Below are 20,380 nucleotides of genomic sequence, written 5' to 3' on the forward strand. Positions count from 1 at the left end.
TCACCAGGGGGGCTGGCGTGTCACCGCAGCGCGCGTCGCACCCATCGCAGGCCGTAGCGGATGCCGGCCAGGCCGAGCGTGCACTGCAATGCCAGTGTCAGCCAGACGATGGCGGGAATATCGCGCCACGTCGCCGCCGACGTCGATACGCTGAACGCCGGCGCTGGCGGTTGCGTCAGGATGTAGAGGATGGCCGATTCGCCCAACAGCGGTGCGTCCGTGGCGTCGGACAGCAGGCGTGGCACCAGCAGCCGTCCGTTGGGCAAGGGTACGCTGGCGGCAAGCACCAGCAGCGAGATCACCCGCGCTTCCCGATACGCACCGACCCGGCGCGCCGCGGCTGCGCCGAAGGCGGTTGCCGACCCGCCGAGACCGGCAATGACCGGACCAGAATCGATATCGACGTAGTGCTCCCCCGTGTGTGACCGGGCGAACTCCCGGTAGCCGGAGAACCAGAACGTTTCCTGCCAGAACTCCCTGGTGTGAATCTGCCACCACTGGCGCGCCTGCTCCGGCCACAGTTCCGGCGCATGCTGCATCAGCCAGACGTTGGCGCTGCCGCGAACATCCGTCGGGTGCGGGGTCGGCGTGCCGTACCAGGCTAGTGGTGGCATCCCCAGGCTGGGCGCCATTCCATCGATGAATCCACGCACGCCGGTTGCGGCGGATGCGGAGTGATCTGTTTGCAGGATGGCATCAGCGCGCCGGATGGCCTGCCAGGCCGCAGCGACGTCGGCCGGGAATATCTGCCCGGGATAGTCGGCGAGCAGACCTGTTGTCGACGCAGCGATTTCCGCCGACAGGCCTTCTACCTGGGTGTGGAGCAGCGCGTCGTGGCGACGATCGCCGGTCAGGTTCGTATAGCTGGTGAGCGCATCGATCAGCAGCATCCGGTAGAACACGTTCTCGCGTTCCAGGTAGGCATCGCCCCAGTGCTGTTTGACCCACGTCGCATGCGCGGGATCGATCACCAGGGCAACGGCTGCCTCGATGGCCTCGCGGGCGTATACCGCCGGCCGCTCGCCGACGGGACTGGCCTGCCACGCGCGGTCCAGGTTCTCCGTGGCGCGCAGGTAGAAAACGGTGCCGAACAGCGGCCATTCCGTTCCGGAGATGTTGTTGATGGACAGCTTGGCGGCCGCCCCGCTTTGGCGGCGCTCCACCGCCCACTCCGCCAACGCGCCCGACAAGGCCCGGTGCCAGCGCCAGCTTTGGCTGGCCGGGCCCGGCCCGCCGAGGTGCGCATCGGAAACGGCACGCGCCAGTTCCCATCCAGGCCAGAGAAAGAACAGGCCGCTGACGGCGCTCACCACGATTCCCAGCATTGCCAGCACGAGGCGGCGCGCAAGACGATTCGGCATGTATCAGCCACGGATCCGGAAGCCGGGGCCGAGAATACCTCAGGCGCTACGCATGGTTGCAATGCGGTATGTACGGAAGTGCGCAATAGCGAGCCGCTTCCGTCCCTCGCAACGCAAGGGACGGAAGCGGCGAGGGGCATCAACGCGTGGAGATTTTCAGCGTGGTGCCCGACGCACTGTCGCAGTAGCTGCCCGGATCCGTCGCCTTGACGCGCACGTAGTAGCTGCCCCGGATGTTGATCGGAATCGGACGGCCGCCGGTCCACCAGTGGAAAATCCAGGTGGGGTAATAGGCGCGGACGAATGCACGACTGAGCGGCGAGGGTTTCGTGGTTTCGTCGATCACGGTGACGTCGCCCATGTCGGATGGATCGTTGAACGCGCCGTTCTTTACGCGTACTTCGATCTTGGGCGCCGAGTCCGGTCCGTAGGGGGCTGCCGTCGTGCCGGATGTGGACACTTCCACTTCGCTGGCGTTGAACGGGCCATAAGTCATGTAGTCGCCGCAGATCAATCCCAATGTATGTGTCTGCGTCGCCGGCGCCAGCGTGTGGCCTGCCGGGGCCGGGCGCGACAGATCGTCGGCTTCGGCGCTGAAATCGGTCTGCGCGGCGAATTTCGTCATCAGCACCTGTCGCGACGTGCGCCAGGACCCCAGGTACGTACGTCGCTCGATAATGACGGCGCCGTCCTGGAAGGTGGCATTGTTCCGGGCGAAACCGGCAATCGTGTCCGCCTGGTTCTGGTGTACCACATGCATGCCTTTGCCGGTTGAGAATGGCTCACCGAAGACGTACACCTTGGTCGTGACCGGCAGCACGATGGAACCCGAAGCCGGCTTGAACAGTGCGTCGAGCTGCGGCAGGGCCCACTGCAGCGGATCGGCTGTCGTCGTGGCATACATGTTCTGCCAGGGCAGATTGCGCATGGCCTTGAGCAGGCCTGGATGGCGAATGTAGTCCAGGGCACCGGCCGCCTGCTTGCCCGCGTCGGTCTGGTTCAACCCGGCAGCCTTGTTGCTGATCTCGTGATACCCACTGGTCGCACTGAATACGGGGCCGAAATTTGACGCCAGCTCCGCCTCTGTCTGGTTGTTGAGGCTGGCCAGGCGATAGATCAGGGGCTTGGTCGGCGATACATCGTTGACGTCGATCACGACGCGGTACTCTTCGCCGGCGTCGGTCTTCACGAAGATGTGGTAGTGCAGGTACTTGCCCTTGCCGGGCTCGTCGAGCTTCTCCAGGAAACTCTTTTCCGGTTGCAGCGTACCGACGACATACCCGTATCGCGCCAGCTGCGCGAATACCGGTGTAGCGGTAGCGAGTATCGCGGCCGTGAGCAGCGCGCGGATCACGATTTTCATGGAATCCTCCTCCCTTCGTTGACGGAATGAACAACATCCCGCCGCCGATCCGTTCGGCGGTCGCCGGTGGCCTGTAACCGAAAATCGGGAGTGGCTGGCGAAGGGTTGGTCGTGCTGCCGCTTCGGAGTGAGGGCAGTAGCAGCGCTACAGCCCGAATGAGAAGCACGTCCAGCGCGGGTAGAACGAGTCAGTCACTTCCGATTCGAGTGTTACAGGCCACGAGTGCCGGGATGACGCGGTGTCGCCGGGCGCGGACGTCGCGATCACACGTAATCAGCGCGATATCCACTGTCCGGCGTGCACGCGTCGGACAGGTGCGTGCCGGGCGTACGGCCCGGATGGTGCCACCAGCGTCATAGACGCGTCGTGGTCCATTTACCCTACCGGGGCGGCCTGTCGCGTGCGCGATTCGGAAAAGAGGGAGAGGTGGAGTTGTGCAGAACAGACCACTTCGGGAATTGGCTGTGCTGTCAGTCGGAATTCGGGGATGCGCCGCCGATCCATTCCAGTACGACCAGGACGGGGTAGTGATCGGAGACGACGGGAACCTCGTGCACCTGCTGGCTGATGACTCGCCACTGGTGCGATGCGCCAAACAGGACGTAGTCCAGTTTGTCGTTGGTCGAAGGGAATGTGGCGACGTTGCTGATCGGTGCGGTTGCATCGCCGAGCACGCGGGTCAGGATGCGCAGCGGTTTCGATCGCGGCGTGTCGTTCAGATCCCCGGCAACGACGACAGGGCCGGCCGCCTTGAGAAGCTCGGCCAGCCGACGCGCCTGCTGCACGCGGCCGGCGCGCGTTTCATAGTCGAGGTGCAGCCCCATGAACACGAACGGTGGAAGGCCGTTGGTGGGCGCGAGCGTCACCTGGATTGCCGACCGGGGCTCGTGATCCTTCGGATAGGGCAGCGGATGGTTGGTCACCGTGGTGGACGGCCAGCGGAACAGCAATGCCTGGCCGTATTCGCCGCCGTCGTAGTCGAAGAACTTGCCGAAGACGTGCGTCATGTGCGTCAGGCGAGCCAGTTCCGCGCCCTGGTCGACGAGGCCCGTGCGACGAACGTTGTTGTCGATCTCCTGCAGGGCGACAACGTCCGGTTCGAAGCGCCTGATGATGTCGGCGACACGGGGAAGATCCAGCCGGCCATCCATGCCTTCGCCATGATGGATGTTGTAGCTGAGCACACGCAGCTGGGGGTGTTGGGTCTGCGAATGCACAGCCAGGGGGAAGACCGACAGCAGCGCCAGGATGATGTGCCAACGACGTGGTGATGCAACGGCGAGCCAGCGCTGTGGGCAAATCCGGCGGGTGATGCGCATCGCGTCGTCTCGTGGGCTGGCAGGATGGCGCATCGTATACCAGGGGATGATGCGAAGATCCTTGCGCTTTTGCGCCGGCACGTCGCATTTCCGCTTTACAGGAATCGATCGCGTCGTTAGAGATGCCGCGTTGGTGCAAACGAAAGCGGCTGCTGGACGAAACTTGCGGGCGTGGCGGCGTCGGAGCACATGGCGTCCTGCATGTCAGGAGCTTCGATGAAGAGCTGGACCCTCGCTGCCCCCGGGCGCAGACTAGAGCGCGTCGCCGTCGCGTGTCGGCGCGACGGCCAGCAGGGGGGCGTGGTCATGCACAGGCATGTACGCGGCGCACCCGTTGCCAGGGCATGGCTACAGACGGGGTTTTTGGCAGCAGCGATGGCGGGCGGATGGCTCCCGGCTGTTGCGCAGGGGGCAATCATCACGGTCGGCTTGCCCGGCGAATCGGGATGCGCGTTCACCTCCCTGCAGACAGCAATCAATGCGGCGGCAGCGTCGAGCGGCCTGGATATCCTGCGTCTCTCCGTCGGCACTTTTTCGGCACAACGATTGCAGATCATGGACAGCGGCGACCTCGCCATCGAGGGCGGCTGGCTGGCATGTACCTTGCCGATCCCGAATGCGGGAACCACCACGCTGAGCGGACAGGAGCGAACCCTGCGGGTTCGGTCATTGCGCACACCGGGGCGGGGCGCCTCACCCTGAGTGACCTCGCCATCACCGGTGGCAACGGCTTGGCGGGTGGCGCCATCAATTCGGAAACCACTGCGGCACTGACGCTCAATCGCGTGCTGCTCTACAGCAACCGCGCCTCCGTGGGTGGCGGACTGGCTGTCACCGGAAATTTGGTGACACCCAAGGAAGTCAATCTGTTCGGCGTCGGGTTCAACAGCAATACGGCCACCGCGAGCGGCGGTGGACTGTATGCCAATTACTCCGACGTGACGATCGGTGGCGATGGCATCAACTACTTCGCCAGCAACGTCGCGCAGGGGACCACCAACCTCAATGGCGGCGGCGCCATCTACCTGAGCAACAGCGACTTGCTGGTCGACAGTCTCGCACCCGCGCAAAGTCCGTTCATGGATAACAACTTCGCGCAGCGTCACGGCGGCGCGATCGCCTACGTCAACCAGTCGTCGGGATACCACTACATCTCCATCTTCAACCGGAACCGGCTGCGTATCCTGGATATTTCGAACAACGCGACAGCTTCGGGCGGCAAAGGCGGTGCGATCTACGTCAACTCGCTGGAACTCACCAGCGGAACGCACAATCATTCCAGTGTCAACTTGTATAATGTCAACCTGATTGACAACGACGCGTCCGAGGGCGGTGCTTTCCATGTCGAGGCGACGGGAAATTCGATCGGTTCGGAAAGCGTCATCATCATGAACCAGGGCACGGACAACGGTGGTCCGCCATCCTGCCCGCCAGGTGTCCGCTGCAACAGCCTGGAACTCAATCGCACGGGAAACTCCAGCACGATTTCCCTGGTTTCGGGCGGCAGCAGCGGGCATGCACGGTTTTCGATGTACCGCGGCTATGCGCTGCAGAACATCAGTCCGCTGGGCGGTTTCATCAATGGCAATGGCCGGGTCTACCTGGACAACAGCGTCATCGCCAACAACACCCTTGGCAACGCCTATGTGATCGCGACCGTGTTTCACGAGCTGCAGATCCGCAACAGCACGTTTGCAGGAAACACGTTTGGCGCAGGACAGGTGATCTACCACGCACTGACACCCACCTATTTCCGCCTGCACAACAGCATCGTGTTCCAGCCCGGGAAACAGATCTACTTCATCGGCGGTGGTGTCATTGCGGATCCGCGCAACCTGCTGGTGCCGGTCGACCATGGCATCGCCGATACGACCGGCCGCAACATCCAGCAGACGACCGAGCCCTTCTTCGTCGATCCGGGCCAGAACAACTTCCAGCTGCAGGTGTTTTCCTCGGCACGCAACCGCTACGGTCCCGGCAACAGCGTGCTGATGCCGACGATCGATCTGCTCGGAGGCATGCGCCCGACGCCGCCGGATTTCCCGACCCCCTACGACTTCGGGGCCTTCGAATACGGCGCGGTACCCGATTCGATCCTGTGGGCGGATTTCGAGCCCTAGCGCGTCACGGATCGAGCGCGCCGTACGCGGCACCCAGCACGGCTCCGCCGAGCATCCACGGCAGCATCAGGAGCGTGTGCGCCCCCGGCGGTCCGGCGATCAAGGCCAGCATGTCGGTGACGACCAGTGCCGGGCTGGCGAGGGCCGACAGGGCAACGCCGATCAATCCCCAGTCGCCGTCGCGCTGATCCCAGGCCAGGTAGAAGCCGCGCCCGATACAGAAAAGCACCGCGCCCCAAAATGCGCCCGCCAGGCTGCCAAAAACGCGGGACGGAAGCGGTGACGGAGGTGGGGTGGCGTCGCTCATGCGCCGAGGATACCTGACCTCGCGCCGACGCAGCCGCACTGGACAGCAATCGGTCATGAGTCCCCGGGCTGGGCGAGGTGCTACAGTCGACAACCTCCTCACATGACTCCAAGGGCGAGTGGCGCAATGACGGTTCCCGCTTTCTATCCCATCGGTATTCCCGGCCACCCATGGACAGACGCAGAGAAGGCCGAGTGGTTGTCGCGCCAGGTGCGTCAACGCAGCTATCAGGCCGATGTCCTTGATGCGGTCGAGCCCTTGCGGGAACACTTCGACGTCGTGGAATACGGATGCGTGGTCTATGGCGATGAGCGCTTTCCACTGCTGGCCATCAGGAACCGGTGGGGTGATGCCTTACCGACGGTGCTGGTGACGGGCGGCGTCCACGGGTACGAAACCAGTGGTGTTCACGGTGCCCTGCATTTCCTGACGCATCATGCCGCGGCATACGCGGGACGCGTGAACCTGCTGGTCGCACCTTGCGTGAGCCCCTGGGCCTATGAGCGCGTGCATCGGTGGAATGCCAACGCCATTGATCCAAACCGCTCCTTCCGCGAGGGCAGCCCCGCGCAGGAGTCCGCAGCGCTGATGCGGCTGGTTGCGCCGCTGCGTGATCGCGTGCTGGTACATATCGATCTGCACGAAACCACCGATACGGACGAGTCCGAGTTCCGGCCGGCGCTTTCGGCACGCGACGGCAAGCCTTTCGAACCGGGTGAGATTCCCGATGGCTTCTATCTCGTGGGTGACACGGAAAACCCGCAGCCGGAATTCCAGCAGGCCATCATCGCTGCCGTGGCGAAGGTCACCCACATCGCTCCAGCCGATGGCAACGGCGAAATCATCGGTTCCCCTGTCGTGGCGCCCGGCGTCATCAACTACCCGCTGGCGCAGCTGGGGTTGTGCGCCAGCATCACGAATGCGCGGTACACGACGACGACCGAAGTCTATCCCGACAGCCCGCGCGCGACGCCGGCACAATGCAATATGGCCCAGTCAGCTGCTGTCTGCGCAGCGATTGACCATGCGTTGGGGCAGCAGGCGGCTGTGAAGTAGCACGTAATGGACCATTCGCGGCTGTCCCGATCGGATGGCCGCGACCGCCGTTCCATCGGGTGGTGCTATCAAACGCGCAGCATGCGCTGGAAGAGAGACATGACCGCCATTCCGGACCTTGCGCCGTATCCTGACGTCGCGCTGCCCGAGGGGCGCCTGGTCGCGGTTGGCTGGCTTGGCCGCGCCGCCGGGTTTTCACCGGGATACACCGACGAAGCGGTTTTCCGTACATTGCGGGCGCTCTGCAAGGATCCGTGGCGTCCCGCGCTGGCTGCCGGCGTACACGGGTGTGACCTGTGCCAGTTCGATCGCCCGGCATTTTCGGGTGAACTCTTCGTGCCCCATGCGGGACGTATCTACGTCGCCCCCGTCGGAATTGTCCACTACATCGGCGCGCACTGGTATCGTCCGCCGGACACTTTCCTTGAGGCCGTGACGCATTGCCCGCCGATGCGAAGCACGGCGTATTTCAGGTCGCTGTTGGACTGCGGCGGCAGGGCGCTGCTGGGCGCGCGCAGGACCGTTGGCTAGGGTTCCTTCCCGCGGCGTCCCCGTTCGCGGGGATATCGAAGCTGTACGCTTCGTACACAGGTGTAAAAATTTCGTGTATCCGTCGTGGGCGCGATACAGTACCGCCACGGAATAGGGAAGACGCGGTTACAGGAGTGGACCCGAAAGGAGGCAGCATGAAAGCAATCGTGGTCGGTGCCAGCTCGGGAATTGGAAGAGCTGTAGCCCTGGAGCTTTCCCGGCGAGGCTTTGCGCTCGGACTGATGGCGCGGCGCAAGGCCTTGCTCGAAGCGCTGTGCGAACAACTGCCGGAAGGCACGCACGTGCAGGAAACGGATGTGCGGGAATCCGGGCAGGCGATGGACGATCTTGCCGCCCTGATCGAACGCATGGGGCCGGTGGACGTCATCGTGCTGGCGGCGGGCGTCGGCGATATCAACCGGCCACTGGAATGGCGCGTCGAACGCGAAGGCCTGCTGACCAATGTGCTGGGGTTCGCGGCACTCGCCAACGTCGCCATTCACCACTTTGAAGCGCGCAGGCAGGGGCACCTGGTCGGCATTTCCTCCATCGCCGCCCTGCGCGGTGGCGGGTCTGCGCCGGCGTATAACGCTTCCAAGGCGTTTATCTCGAACTACCTGCAGGGACTGCGGCAACGGGTCACGCAGCGCAAGCTGCCCATCACCGTCACCGAGATTCAGCCCGGTTATGTCGATACCGCAATGGTGAAAGGCGATGCCGTGTTCTGGATGGCGACGCCGGAAGTCGCCGCGCGGCAGATTGTCGATGCCATCGTCCGCCGGAAGCCCCATGCGTATGTGACGCGCCGCTGGCGTCTTTTCGCCTGGTTGCTCAAGCTGACGCCGGATTTCATCTATCGCCGCATGTAGCGAGCCCGGCGCGGCGGATGGTGCCGCCACAGGCACGTTCCCCGCTCTCCACGACCCCGGGTGGTGGCGTGAAGCGTTCTTCCGCTACTTCGGGTGTGACATCAGACGCTTGCCCCGGATTTGAGCCCCCGGATGCCTGGTTTCGTCCCTGTTTGGGTGTTTGCAGGGGAATGACGGGCGCCTAGCGTGGGGCCGCCGGTCTTTCTGGCCTGGCCCGCGTCACCATGGCGTGCTGCGGCAATCCCTGATGAAGGTGCTGTGATGAAAACGATCATGCTGGGTGTGGTCACCGTGGTGTTGGCGATGGTCGCAGGCCCGACCTGGGCCGCGGCAGGAAAGGGGATGACCTGGGGCAAATACAGCCACGACGTGACGACCGGTACCGACCTGGTCGGTTGCGGTGGCGTGTGCAATCCGTATGTTGGTGACACGCAGTGCCGCACCCTGCTGCCGATCCTGTGCGTGCGAATTGATGGCTCGCCCAATCCGGGCGTCGCGGCCGATTTCTACCACGGGTGGCGCGAGGGCCACATCACCACGACCATGCCGTTGGCGGGCACGGCATTGACGAGCCAGGCCGTCGCCGACCAGATCTGCGCGGCCACGTTTGGAACCGGATGGGTGATGGCCGAGCATCACCACCCCACCGGTGGTGGCGGCTGGAGCTGGTATGCCTTCGGCAATATCCGGCAGGACACGCGCTTCTGGACGCGGATCCAGAACCAGCCGGGCAATTGCTGGGATCCGTGATGCATCCGCATCGGCAGTCTGACGCGAGCTGTCGGACGTTCGCGGCTGTTTCCTCTCCGCCGGCGCGCGCCGGCGGAGTTTTGGCCGTCTTTACGGCTGGAAGCCGTCGGCGAAGAGCTTGTCCGATGGCCGCGAGCTGAGAACGACATCACCGAACGTGCTGATATTGGCCTTGATGATCATGTGGCCATCTGCTCCGATCCAGCCGTCAAAGCCGCGGCTGAAATCCGCGCCCTCATCGGGCAGGTCGAAGCTGTTCACCGTGGCGGAGACGACGCCCGCGGTCGTCGGCACGGGAACGGACTGCCCCTGCTCAAGGATGCGCCGTGGTGCGCGACCGTGCTCGAGCAGCCAGATGGCGGGCACGTTGCCGGGATCGGTCCTGGCTTCCAGGATGACGTCGCCATTGGCCAGCACCGCGTTTGCCCCGAAGCTGCGCCAGGTGCGGCCCGGTTCCGGGGCCAGTGCGCCGGACTGGCCGATGAGCGCGACCGGCTCCGGCGCCATGCCGTCACCCACGCGCCACACGCCCTGGACTTCGGTGTTGCTGGTGGTCAAGACGCTGCCACCGAATGCCGCATAGCGGCCCGCGGTGCTCAGCGAGGTGGTCTGGAAACTCCGCCAGGTGGAACCTTCCCAGTGCGGGCCAAAGGTGTCGGTGAGCCCCTGGCCGACGATCGGGCGGTTGATGGCACCGTCGTGCCGGAACAGGCCGTAGCGGCCTTCGACGACGCCGGGTATCCGGTAGATCGCAAAGAACGTGAACGTGCCGGGCGTCGCGGGGTAGGGGCGGAAAAGGCCTGAGAAATAGGCATCGGCGAGGCCGACAGAAGGACCGCGCGTGCCCACTTCGTTCTCCATGGCAATGGCCCGGGGCGCGCCGTGGCAGATTTCCCAGATGCCGCTGCGCGCACCGGTGATGTCGAAAATGCCATAGACGCGGCCGCTGGCCGTTACGGTCAGGTCCCAGGGGGCCCAGTGGGACATGAACTTGTCATTGGTGCCGAGGTTGGGACCCAACGCGTCGGTACTATCCGAACGAACGCAGGGAACATTGCCCTGTCCGGGGACATGCCGGGTGACAAGGGCGGTCGAGCCGGCAGTCGCGTGCCTGGCGTTACCGTGGATCAGCGCGCCGCCACCGGGCAGTCCGCGCGTGTGGACGAAGTTGGAGGCGTCCGTGTAGGTCCAGCCCGCACCGAGGCCCGGGCCGAGCGTCGAGTCGGTCTTGGTGCGGACGATCTCGGTGTTTTTCACCGTATCCCAGCGCCACAGGCCGAAGGTGAGGGTGTCGGGGATTGCCGCATCACCGGCGCGTGCGAGAAAGATGCGCTGGCCGTCCGCGGCTGTGTCGATCTCGCCGGTGGCGTCGGTGAATACGTGATGGGCTTCGCCCCCTGTCCGGCCAGGCCCTTGCGGGCCAGTGACGCCGAACTGCGCGTAGCGCGTGAGGATGCCCTGGCGACTGGCCCAGTTCCCGTTGAGGCCGGACTGGGTGAGGCGGACAAGGAATCCAAGCTGTCCGGCCCCCGCGTCGCCGAGGCGGTACTCGGACAGATTGCGGTGGGTATTGTCAGGCAGGCCGGCGAGGAGGACGCGCCCATCCGGCGCGGCGACGATGCGCCAATCCACTGCCTGGGCGTTGGTCAGTGAAACGGGAAGGAAGATCCCGGCGAGGGCGGCGAATACTACGGTCCTTGTCAGCATGATTCTCCCCTGTGGCGACTGCGCGGGCCTGCGGCCCTGTTGTTCGGATCCCTGGGACGCGGACGCTGGTAACGTCAGTCCGACGGAGGGAATTGGCAAGTGTAGCGGCTGGGGACAGGCAAGGCTGTGCGCCGCAACGCATCTTTGCTTTCCGGCCGGCATGGCTCGCGCGCCCTCCGTGACGAATCGCTGCGAACGGGTTCCAAGGAACTGGCCCGATAACGGCACCACCGTGTGCTTTTCGATCGATAGCAGAGTAGAGGGCGGTGCTGCTTCAGGCCGCTACGTTCGGAGCGACAAATTGCCGCAGTGGTTCCGGTGCCGACATTCGGATCTGGCGCCCGCATGGGCGCGGTGTTGTCTAGCACCGCTAGCAACTTTTCGCGCGTTTTGACAATTTTCAACGGGGCTGCAGATGTTCCATGGCAGCTGCATGGCCAAATCAGATTTCGCGATTAGATACTGCGACGTATATGACTACCATGACCTCGCCCGCAGACGGGCTGCTCCTGCCGGATCAGCCGCTTTGTTTCTGCGCAACGCGAACGGAAAACGCGGCCGGCAGGGCATTCTTCTAGCCATGGAAGTCATACCGATGAAACGTAATACGATGTTGCTGGCCGCTGCCAGCCTGATCCTGATTCCCGCCTTCTCCGCGATGGCTGCCAGCCCGCGTCCGACCTGGATCAAGTTCACCCCGGACAAAGTGGTCGCCGGTGGCGAAGTCCGCCTGGAATGGTCCTCGCCGTCCGCTCCCTACGGCTGCTCGATCTCGGGTGTTCCGGGCGTCGGCGGCGTGCCGACCTCGGGCTCGCGCACGGTGACGGCCACCACCGACCTCAACGCGCTGCTCACCTGCGATTACCACGGAACGCAGGCTTCGGCCTCGCTGCAGATCGTCGCGGTCAGCCCGAAGCCGACCGTCACCGCGCACTTCGCGCCCGAATCCATCGCTGCCGGCCAGTGGACCAATCTGTCCTGGTTCGCCCAGTACGCCACCTCCTGCAGCGCTGACAACGGCGTGAACATTTCTGGTACGTCGGGCCTGTACTCGATGAATCCGCGCCAGAACACCACGGTCACGGTGACCTGTACCGGTCCGGGCGGCGTGGCGTCGGCCACGGCGAACCTGGCTGTGGTCAACGTGTTCTCGCCGTCGGTTGCCGTGTGGGCGTCGCCGTCCGTGCTGGCGGCTGCAGACTACTCGCTGATCTCGTTCTACTCGCAGAACGCCACCAGCTGCGATCGCGGCGGTACCTTCGGATCGTTCTACGAATATTTCAGCCAGAGCGGCAATGTGTCGGTGCAGTGCTGGGGCCCGGGTGGTACGTCGACGGCGTTCACCAGCGTGACCGTGCAGGGCGCCCGCGCCAAGCAGGCCGGTGAAGTGGCCTCGCTGGAACTGGCGGCGCTCGGCCTGGATACCTCGCTGCTGCGCGCCCGCCGTGCGGACCTCAACCGTGACGGTTTCGCCGACGTCATCGCCGTTGACGCCAAGGCCCGCCAGGCCCACATCATCCTGGGCGGTTCGAAGGGCAAGCTGGACGTCGTTCGCACCATCGACGGCATCGACAGCCTCGACGCGATCGAGTCGGTGAGCTTCCCGGCTAACGGTGACGCGCAGGCCATCTCGGTCAAGCTGGCCCGTTAATCGTTGCTGATACACCGCTGAAACAGGAGCGTCGGCATCCTGCCGGCGCTCCTCGGGCGGAGGTATCCATTGCTTTATAAACAGTAGCGTGATGGCGCTCCTGCGCCGTGCGCGCTATGCCTGCCGTGTTTGTTGCTTGGCGGCTTCCACCAGGTCGCAGAATACCGCCCGCCACAGTTGCCGGTCGGTGATGCCAAGGGCCTGGGTCCAGTAGTGCTCGTCGTGTTCCGCATCCACTACGATGCGTTCGTCATCCGGCTTTGCAGTGTCAAGCGAGGGGTCTGCCATGATCCACTCCTTGTTCGGTAGGGCGACGATTGTTCGAGACGTGTTTACCTGTTTTTGTCGCGCGAGTTGTCGCGGGTGATCCCTCCGCCGCGGTGCGTGCGTTGCGCACCACGCTGGGCGCACGGCCCCCTGCAGAATGCCGCCGCGGGATGTGAATATCCCGTCAATGTTTCCGGCCGGTGTGCTTGTCGCTCGGGAGCAGTTGGTGTAGGCGAAGGTTGTCCATGGAGACAGTGCCGGTGCGCTACGCGTATCGAAACAAATCGGCCGAAGTTCGAGAATGTGTCACCGAGCCGGCGGCGAGCCGCGCCTCTACCAACCTGACCCCGTTGCCCCGTCCCATGATCGAAGCCTCCTGCCACTGCGGTGCTATCCGGATCGAGGTGGCCTTGAAACCGGGCTTCCTGATCGATTGCAACTGCTCGATCTGTCGGCGCAACGGCGCACTGTGGGCCATCTACGCCGCCGAAGCGGTGACGGTCCGGGCTCGGGACGGGTCTATGGCCGACTACATCTGGGGCGCGCGGTCCATCCGCACCGTGCATTGCCGGCACTGTGGCTGCACGACGCATTGGCAGTCGCTCGGATCTGCAGGTACGCGCCGAGTGGGGGTGAATACGCGCAATATCGATCCCGATCAGATGCGCGGAATCCGGATTCGTGCATTTGACGGGGCCGGGACGTGGGAATTTACCGACTGAGTAGCGAGGCATTACACGGCGCGTGGGGCGGCCATGATGTGTCCCTCACGCCGGCGCGGATTTCGTCGGATCGCCAGCGCTGGCATTGAGTGCCACTGCTTCCCTGACCAAGCGCGATACGACCGCGGGTTTCCACGGCGTGCCTTCCACTAGCTCAAACGTGGCGAGCTCGTACTTCCCGCCGGGTTTGAGGCGTGGTTCGATCGCGCGCAGGCGCTTGCCGCGCCAGAAGCCGAACAGCACACGGTTCTCCTCCACGCGAATCAGCAGGACCGGGCCATTCGAGAAATACACAAGGTGACCCCATTTGATCACCTCCTGCAGCGGTGCGGCCTTTTGCACCGCGGTGCGCAATCCCTCGGCGCAGTCGCGTCGCCATCCGCTGAGAGCCGCGATATAGGCATCCGGATCGGCGGCGGGAACGGATTTCTTCATGGCCATGGCCTATTCCCCGGCAGCGAAGGGCGCAAGTGACTGCGGCGAGCGCGCCCATGGTACGTGTTCACGCCGCGGCGGCAATGGGCTCGCGAAGGACTGCCGCGATTCCTTTGCGCGACGGGACCTACTCGAACCCGTCGGCGAACAGCCGATCCGCATTCGGCGGCTCGCCGTTCGCGTCACGGCCATCGAGTTCGCGCAAAAAGGCCAGCAGGTTGGCCATGTCCGCGCCAGGCAGTGCCAGTACGCGCCGGTGCGGTTCGGCAAGGGCGCGGTCGGCGGTTGTCGATACCGTGATGTCGTCGATGCTGATCGGTTCCCAGCCGTTGCTGAACTGGGTCAGCTCCAGGACGACCGTGTTCGTGGCGCCGGCCTGGAGGGGGATGTCCTCGAAGCGGACGCGGGTCCATTCGAAGTGCGTGGGCTGGCGCAGGAACGAATGGTCCCGCACCGTGGTGCCATTGACGCGAAGCCGGATCGTGCCGTTTACCGAGGGAATGAAGCGCACCTCGATCGCGCCGTTGCCGGCAGTGCCTTCCACATTCGTCCAGGTCACGCCGTCGCCGGCACTGTCGATACCCTGCACGTGGCGACCGTGCGCACTGCTGTCGGAATTGAACTGCGGGAAGTTGTCCATGAACGCGCTGCCGTTGAGCTGGGCATGTTCCGCCTGGAGCATCCGGCCCCCGGTGACGCTGAACACGTCCTCCAGTCGCGTCGCGGAGCCGTCGTGGAAATAGGGGCCTGTTTCCCACACGCCGATCAGCGTTGGTGTATCAATGCCGGCGAGTGTCTGCCCGAGACGCTGCCCGGAGCTGTCACGCAGCGTGCCGACGTTGTGGAGCGTTGCGGTGCCGACACTCGAATCCGTGTACTCGGCGCCTGGCAGGTGGCAGCTGCCACAGCCCTGGGCAGTGAAGACCGCCGCACCAGCTTGTGCGCCGCTGGTCAGCGTGCCGTTGGGCTGACGGTAGGGACTCCTTGGAATGGTGAACGGATCAAGCGAGGCCACGTAGGCGGCGAGCTGGTCCAGTTCGGCGCTACGCCCCGCGTTGGGGCTTCCCAGCGAAGGATGAGGTTCCTGACCCGGCGGGAGAAATCCGCGGCCGCGGAATTCGTTGACCATGTCGAGGACGAAATCCTGGATCTCGTCGAAGTTGCCTGTCCAGTGCACATTGCCGTGCTGCATGCCGTGGCGGCCATGAAGCGTCGTCGTGTTGCGGAAGCCTTCGCCGCGTTGCGTGAAATCCCAGGTGCGTCCGTCGTGACCACCATCGAGGTGACAGCTGGCGCAGGAGATATAGCCTTCGAAACTCATGTCATTGATGCCGTCGACGGAGTCGCCGGCAAAGTAGAAGGTGCGCTTGCCGGCCAGAACTTCCGGAGACAGCCGTTCGGCAACGCCGCTAGGTATCGTCGCGGGCGCCAGCGTGCGCGTGCCGCTGCGCAGGAAGTCGCCGACGGGGATGGCGGTGACATCGCGGCTGAGCAGGTTCTGGGACCACAGCGTCTGGGTGGTGGTGTCCAGCAGCAGGCCCTGCGGTGCGGCGCCGGATGGCAGGCGCCAGACCGTGCTGCGGCCTGCGCCGCCGCGAATCGCGAAGTCGTCGAATACGGCAATCGTGTTGTTGCCCTGCAGGGCGGCGAACGCATAGTCCCCGCGCGGTGAGAACACCAGTGCCGACGGGGAATCGGCATTGTCGATGTCCACGCGGCCGCGTGCCGCGCCGGGCTCGGCGCGCCCGGGCTCCTGCGGAACGCCGCCCGCGGCAGTGAGATTGATCCGGCCAAGCACCGGGCGAACCGTGGAATCGTGCGTCGACGCCTGGTTGAAGAGCGTATCGAGCTTGAAGAAGAGGCCGCGGTTGGTGTCCGCCTTCACCGCGGTGTACCAGAGCCAGTCCTGTTGCGGCGCCAGCACGAGGCTGGTGATGTAGTTCGGAACACCGGGTCCGTCCGAGCCGCCCGAATCAAGGCCAGGCACGCCACGGTCGCGCCACAGCGGCAGCGTTCGTGTCAGGGTCATGGCCGTGGCGTTGATATCCCATACCTCGCCATAGTGTTCGCGCGAAATCAGTCGCGAAACGAAGGCACGGGAGCCATTGCCCGTGAGCGCTATGGCGTGGGCGCCAGGCCCGAGTTCGAGCCGCCCGCTTTCCGTGCGCGTGGCGGTGGCGTACTGCACCAGCTGGCCGTTGTTCCGGTCGGTGTTGCCGCGACGGGCGAGCGACACGAAGGCGCGGACGCCGTCGCGCTGGATGGCGACGGCCTGCGGGGCACTGCCGTAGCCTGTATCGATGTTGGCCAGCAGCTGCCCGGTGGCCGAGAGCACCAGGACCCGGTCGGCGTCGCGTGCGGTGATCCAGGCTTCGCCAGCGGGTGTCACTGCCACCGAAGTGGGGTGTACGGGGTTGTCTGAGGCGAGCAGCGCGCGCAGGTCGATCCGTTGCTGCACCGTCCTGCTATCGGCACCGTAGCGAATGACGGCGTCGTTGTCCGGATCGACGACCCAGATCGTCCGTCGTGTATCGTCCAGCGACAGGGTGCTCGAATGCGTCGGCAGTGGATTGGCAGGAATGGCGGCGACGGTTTGCATCGTGGTATCGACGACCGTCGAAACGGTGCCGCCGGGCTTGAGGTCGCGCACCTGCAGTTTGACGTCGAAATGTCCGGCTTCCGCAAAGCTGTGGCTGGCCGACGGCGTGGACGACCACGCGGTCGCCGCGCTGCCGTCGCCGAACGTGAAACGGTATTGCAGGGCGTCGTTCTCCGGATCCGTGGCCGATGCGGTGAAGGTGACGGAAGTGCCCGGAGCAACCGGGCTTTGGTCCGCCGAGAACGCACTGATCACCGGCGCCGCATTGCCGCCCATCGCGGTCGCACCGGTGGAGAAGCGGAACGTGTAGCCCTCGATGCCGTTACCGGCGGCGTCCTTGATCCCGCCGGCGGGAATGACGACTTCGTAGGTGGTATTGGGCGCCAGATAGCTGCGCGGCGTGATCGTGAGCAGGCGATCGTGCGCAAATGACGTCCATGCCGCGACGGGTTCCCCGCCGAGCGGACGCACGATCACCGAGGTGCCGTTGACGATGGTGAACGACTCCAGCGTTTCGGAAATGACCAGCGTGATGGGCGCGCCGACCGGGAAATTGGTCTGGTCCGGGCGCGGTACGTGGTAACCCACCGTGGGGGAGCGGGTATCGGGTGTGGCCTGGTGGCACCACACGCCTACGCCATCGCGGCCTGGCGCGCTGTAGGCGCCGCTGACCAGCAGGTTTCCCAGCGGCAAGGTGTACTGGCTCACGTCCAACGCCCCCGACACGCTGCCCGCTGGCCGTGCATTGCCGACTTCGTCGAGTTCGAGGACAGGTTCCAGCCGCTCCATGTCGATCTTGTGGCGACGCGCGAACACGTACTGGTCCTGCGTCTGGATATACGGCACGTTGCTGCCCGCATTCATCGAGGCCGTGCCGCGCAGGTCAATCGTCGTGACCAGCCGCAGGTTGGCCGGATCGCTGTAGTCGACCACGATCATCTGGTCCTGATTGGTGCCACCCACCATCAGCAGATAGTTCTCCCAGACCGCCGGGCCCAGGTAGCCGCCGATCGCGCCGGGCAACTTGTCCAGCAGCTGCGGCGGGCGGGGTGGGGTATCGAAGACCGGCGCAATATCGTAGGCAAGAACGCCCAGCATCGACTGGTCTGACACGATGAACAGCAGGTTGCCAATCAACACGCCGTTGCCCGCCACGCCGTGGTCGACCAGGGCATCCCACTCGGCGAGCAGCTGGTTGGCGCGCCACAGGCGCGCAACGCCGGGCGAGGGCGAATAGGATATCGGATGGAACGGCACCGCCCAGGGGTAGTACAGGTGGTGCAGGCCGAAGGCACCGGGTGGCGGCGTCTGCACGTTGTAGAACGACTCGGGAATCGTGTCGAAATTGGCGTTCACGCCGGGCGAGACGCGCCGCAGGCGCATGCCGCCGCCATTGCCGGCGTAGTCGCCGGACTTGCTGTGACCGTGATTGCCGTGGTCGCTGATCCACGGCACTGCGGCGGTGTTGTTGACGACCGTCAGCGTCGTCGGATCACTGGGGGTCGTGAACAGCCATTCGCGCCGCACGCCGCCGGTAACGTCGTTCGAATAGAGCCGGCCGTTGTGATAGATGATGCTGGTGGTCCGGTCGAATCCCACCTGTCGGCTCAACAGCTGGCCTGGCGTGCAGGACACGTTGGTGGGAAACCCCGGGACTACCGGAGGAAGCTGCGCCTGGGCCAGGCCTGAAAACGCGAGTGCCGCCATCAGCGAGCACAACGGCTTCCGGATTCCCGAACGGTTCTGCGATGGCATGCGAGCGTTACCTTATCCTGCGGGCCGCCCAGGCACAGCAAGACCCGCGCCGTGCGCGCAGCGCACGACGAACCGTGACCAAGGTTTTCGGGAATGGTGTGTCCGGGCCGCCATGGCCTCGGAAAACTGGCGGTATTTCCGCCGGAACCCTTTCTAATCAAGCGCTCACCGTGTCGCAACCGTTTGGAGGCGCTGGCGGATCGGTGGCGCGCGGGTGCGGACGAGCGGCCTGAATGAGCGCCGGTACTGACGGAAACTTGCCGCTGCAGGCCGCGACGGGCGTTGTTGGCCGGGCCGTTGACACGCATTCCACCGTTGCCGGTCCTCGTTCGGGAGCGTCGGCGGGTGCGGTGTGCGCTGCTTTCCGTCTTCCTGGCCGGAAAGCGGGCCGGGGGGCGTGGATCAATAACAAAAGTGGACAAAGCGCCTTGTCGTCTTTGGGGCGGCTGGCGGGCGCAACGGCAGTTGGATTGACCGACGGATGCGGATGCTGTCATTGTCCGGTTGTTGCGAAAGCACTTTGTCGCATCACGCGAAGTATCTGCACCTACTCGACCGGAAGGAGTCTTGGCATGAGGTGGATCCGTCAGTTGATGATGCTGCTGTTCCTGTTTCCCGCGTTGGTTTCCGCCCAGTCCTTGCAGGCCACGCTCAACGGTATGAACGAAGTGCCGCCTGCGGATCTGGACGGGAGCGGAACAGCGCAGGTCACCATCGTCGGTACGACGATCAACTATTCCATTTCCGTTGCCAACATCACGCTGCCGCCGACGGCGCAGCATATCCACCAGGCCGCTGCAGGCGTCAACGGACCTATCGTGGTCAACCTTCCCGGCACCTGGGCAAGCGGCAGCCTGGTGGGAAGCACCACCGCCTCGCAGCCGACCATCGATGCCATTCTCGCCAATCCGGCCGGCTTCTACGTCAACGTTCACAACGCGGATTTTCCGGGCGGCGCCGTGCGCGGCCAGCTGGGCGGAGTGCCCTCGGGCGAACCGGTCAACCTGCCGGTGCTCCAACCTGCCGTCCTCGCGCTGATGCTGGTGTCGCTGCTGCTGATCGGGCTGTACTGGGTGCGTCGCTAGACTGTCGCGACTCAGGAATCGCCTGTCTGCCGTCGCGTCCACCGCAGCGCCGGCACGGCGACGAGGAGGCAGGCCAGGGCCACGATGTCCGCGGTCACGACGCGTCCGATCGCGGCGTTGTATCCCTCTGAGGTCATGGCCAGCAGCAGGAAACTGAGGAGGCTGATCCCGGCGGCGAGCGCCGCCGGGACCTGCCACTGCCGACGGAACGCCGCTGCTACGCAGAACGCACCCAGCATGCCGAACAGGATGGCGCGGTGCCGCATCAGAATCGTGAGATTGGCGTCCCGGAAGTCCAGGCCGTACAACGCGGCCAGCGACTCGGCGCCCAGCACGCCGGGCAGCGGGAGCAGGTGGATGACGCCCACGACGAGCATCATCACCGTGATCAGATGGCGCATGGTGCACTCCGGGAAACGCAGTAGCGCGTCGCGCCGGAGTCTTGCGCGGGTGCGGCGGCGTGGCAACTACGTCGCAGGTAA

Annotated in this window: 18 protein-coding genes; 9 read left to right on the forward strand and 9 right to left on the reverse strand. The window is 64.8% G+C overall.

Annotated elements, in window-relative coordinates; genetic code table 11:
• Positions 1-20 precede the first annotated feature (20 nt).
• The 3 genes from N4264_RS11410 to N4264_RS11420 all read right to left on the reverse strand — a co-directional run bounded on the left by N4264_RS11410 (position 21) and on the right by N4264_RS11420 (position 4,044).
• Positions 21-1,361 (reverse strand): hypothetical protein, encoded by a 1,341-nt coding sequence (locus N4264_RS11410; protein WP_261697160.1) that lies wholly within the window; start codon positions 1,359-1,361, stop codon positions 21-23.
• A gap of 139 nt (positions 1,362-1,500) precedes the next feature.
• The gene (locus tag N4264_RS11415; RefSeq protein WP_261697161.1) at positions 1,501-2,724 is read right to left on the reverse strand and encodes a DUF2278 family protein; all 1,224 of its coding nucleotides are present in this window, start codon (positions 2,722-2,724) and stop codon (positions 1,501-1,503) included.
• Positions 2,725-3,195: 471 nt separating this feature from the next.
• Positions 3,196-4,044 (reverse strand): endonuclease/exonuclease/phosphatase family protein, encoded by an 849-nt coding sequence (locus tag N4264_RS11420; protein WP_261697162.1) that lies wholly within the window; start codon positions 4,042-4,044, stop codon positions 3,196-3,198.
• A gap of 216 nt (positions 4,045-4,260) precedes the next feature.
• Between N4264_RS11420 and N4264_RS11425 the strand changes: the two genes are divergently transcribed.
• Both N4264_RS11425 and N4264_RS11430 read left to right on the forward strand, forming a co-directional pair.
• Positions 4,261-4,746, forward strand: a complete 486-nt coding sequence (locus tag N4264_RS11425) for a hypothetical protein (RefSeq protein ID WP_261697163.1) — start codon at positions 4,261-4,263, stop codon at positions 4,744-4,746.
• A 29-nt stretch (positions 4,747-4,775) separates the two neighbouring features.
• Positions 4,776-6,164: a hypothetical protein gene (locus N4264_RS11430; protein WP_261697164.1), complete on the forward strand. Its 1,389-nt coding sequence runs from the start codon at positions 4,776-4,778 to the stop codon at positions 6,162-6,164.
• Positions 6,165-6,168: 4 nt separating this feature from the next.
• Here N4264_RS11430 and N4264_RS11435 read toward each other — a convergent pair whose 3' ends face one another.
• Entirely contained in the window at positions 6,169-6,471 is a 303-nt protein-coding gene (locus tag N4264_RS11435; protein WP_261697165.1) for a hypothetical protein, read from the reverse strand.
• Positions 6,472-6,597: 126 nt separating this feature from the next.
• Here N4264_RS11435 and N4264_RS11440 point away from each other — a divergent pair, with 126 nt between their 5' ends.
• The 4 genes from N4264_RS11440 to N4264_RS11455 all read left to right on the forward strand — a co-directional run bounded on the left by N4264_RS11440 (position 6,598) and on the right by N4264_RS11455 (position 9,677).
• Complete coding sequence (locus tag N4264_RS11440) at positions 6,598-7,527, forward strand: M14 family metallopeptidase (protein ID WP_261697166.1); 930 nt, start codon at positions 6,598-6,600, stop codon at positions 7,525-7,527.
• A gap of 99 nt (positions 7,528-7,626) precedes the next feature.
• Positions 7,627-8,058 (forward strand): DUF7919 family protein, encoded by a 432-nt coding sequence (locus tag N4264_RS11445; RefSeq protein WP_261697167.1) that lies wholly within the window; start codon positions 7,627-7,629, stop codon positions 8,056-8,058.
• A gap of 155 nt (positions 8,059-8,213) precedes the next feature.
• The gene (locus N4264_RS11450; protein WP_261697168.1) at positions 8,214-8,927 is read left to right on the forward strand and encodes an SDR family NAD(P)-dependent oxidoreductase; all 714 of its coding nucleotides are present in this window, start codon (positions 8,214-8,216) and stop codon (positions 8,925-8,927) included.
• A gap of 261 nt (positions 8,928-9,188) precedes the next feature.
• Positions 9,189-9,677: a hypothetical protein gene (locus N4264_RS11455; protein WP_261697169.1), complete on the forward strand. Its 489-nt coding sequence runs from the start codon at positions 9,189-9,191 to the stop codon at positions 9,675-9,677.
• A 90-nt stretch (positions 9,678-9,767) separates the two neighbouring features.
• Here the strand turns inward: N4264_RS11455 and N4264_RS11460 are convergent, their stop codons facing one another.
• Positions 9,768-11,384, reverse strand: a complete 1,617-nt coding sequence (locus N4264_RS11460) for a hypothetical protein (protein ID WP_261697170.1) — start codon at positions 11,382-11,384, stop codon at positions 9,768-9,770.
• A 595-nt stretch (positions 11,385-11,979) separates the two neighbouring features.
• Here N4264_RS11460 and N4264_RS11465 point away from each other — a divergent pair.
• Complete coding sequence (locus N4264_RS11465; RefSeq protein ID WP_261697171.1) at positions 11,980-13,035, forward strand: hypothetical protein; 1,056 nt, start codon at positions 11,980-11,982, stop codon at positions 13,033-13,035.
• A 114-nt stretch (positions 13,036-13,149) separates the two neighbouring features.
• On the opposite strand, the gene N4264_RS11470 is transcribed toward N4264_RS11465, so the two are convergent.
• Complete coding sequence (locus N4264_RS11470) at positions 13,150-13,323, reverse strand: DUF3606 domain-containing protein (RefSeq protein WP_261697172.1); 174 nt, start codon at positions 13,321-13,323, stop codon at positions 13,150-13,152.
• Positions 13,324-13,547: 224 nt separating this feature from the next.
• Here N4264_RS11470 and N4264_RS11475 point away from each other — a divergent pair, with 224 nt between their 5' ends.
• Positions 13,548-14,024, forward strand: coding sequence for a GFA family protein (locus N4264_RS11475; protein WP_261697173.1), 477 nt, complete (start codon positions 13,548-13,550; stop codon positions 14,022-14,024).
• 45 nt (positions 14,025-14,069) lie between these two features.
• Here the strand turns inward: N4264_RS11475 and N4264_RS11480 are convergent, their stop codons facing one another.
• Together N4264_RS11480 and N4264_RS11485 are read right to left on the reverse strand one after the other, a co-directional pair.
• Positions 14,070-14,465: a DUF1801 domain-containing protein gene (locus N4264_RS11480; protein WP_261697174.1), complete on the reverse strand. Its 396-nt coding sequence runs from the start codon at positions 14,463-14,465 to the stop codon at positions 14,070-14,072.
• Positions 14,466-14,586: 121 nt separating this feature from the next.
• Positions 14,587-18,813 carry an Ig-like domain-containing protein gene (locus N4264_RS11485; RefSeq protein WP_261697175.1) on the reverse strand — a complete coding sequence of 1,409 codons (4,227 nt, stop codon included), beginning with the start codon at positions 18,811-18,813 and terminating at the stop codon, positions 14,587-14,589.
• A gap of 572 nt (positions 18,814-19,385) precedes the next feature.
• Between N4264_RS11485 and N4264_RS11490 the strand changes: the two genes are divergently transcribed.
• On the forward strand, positions 19,386-19,898 hold the full coding sequence (locus N4264_RS11490; protein WP_261697176.1) for a CHRD domain-containing protein: 513 nt from the start codon (positions 19,386-19,388) through the stop codon (positions 19,896-19,898).
• A gap of 11 nt (positions 19,899-19,909) precedes the next feature.
• Here the strand turns inward: N4264_RS11490 and N4264_RS11495 are convergent, their stop codons facing one another.
• A complete protein-coding gene (locus N4264_RS11495; protein ID WP_261697177.1) occupies positions 19,910-20,299 on the reverse strand; it encodes a hypothetical protein in 390 nt (129 codons plus the stop codon).
• Positions 20,300-20,380 lie beyond the last annotated feature (81 nt).

Origin of the sequence: Tahibacter amnicola (genome assembly GCF_025398735.1) — a bacterium.
GTDB lineage: Bacteria > Pseudomonadota > Gammaproteobacteria > Xanthomonadales > Rhodanobacteraceae > Tahibacter > Tahibacter amnicola.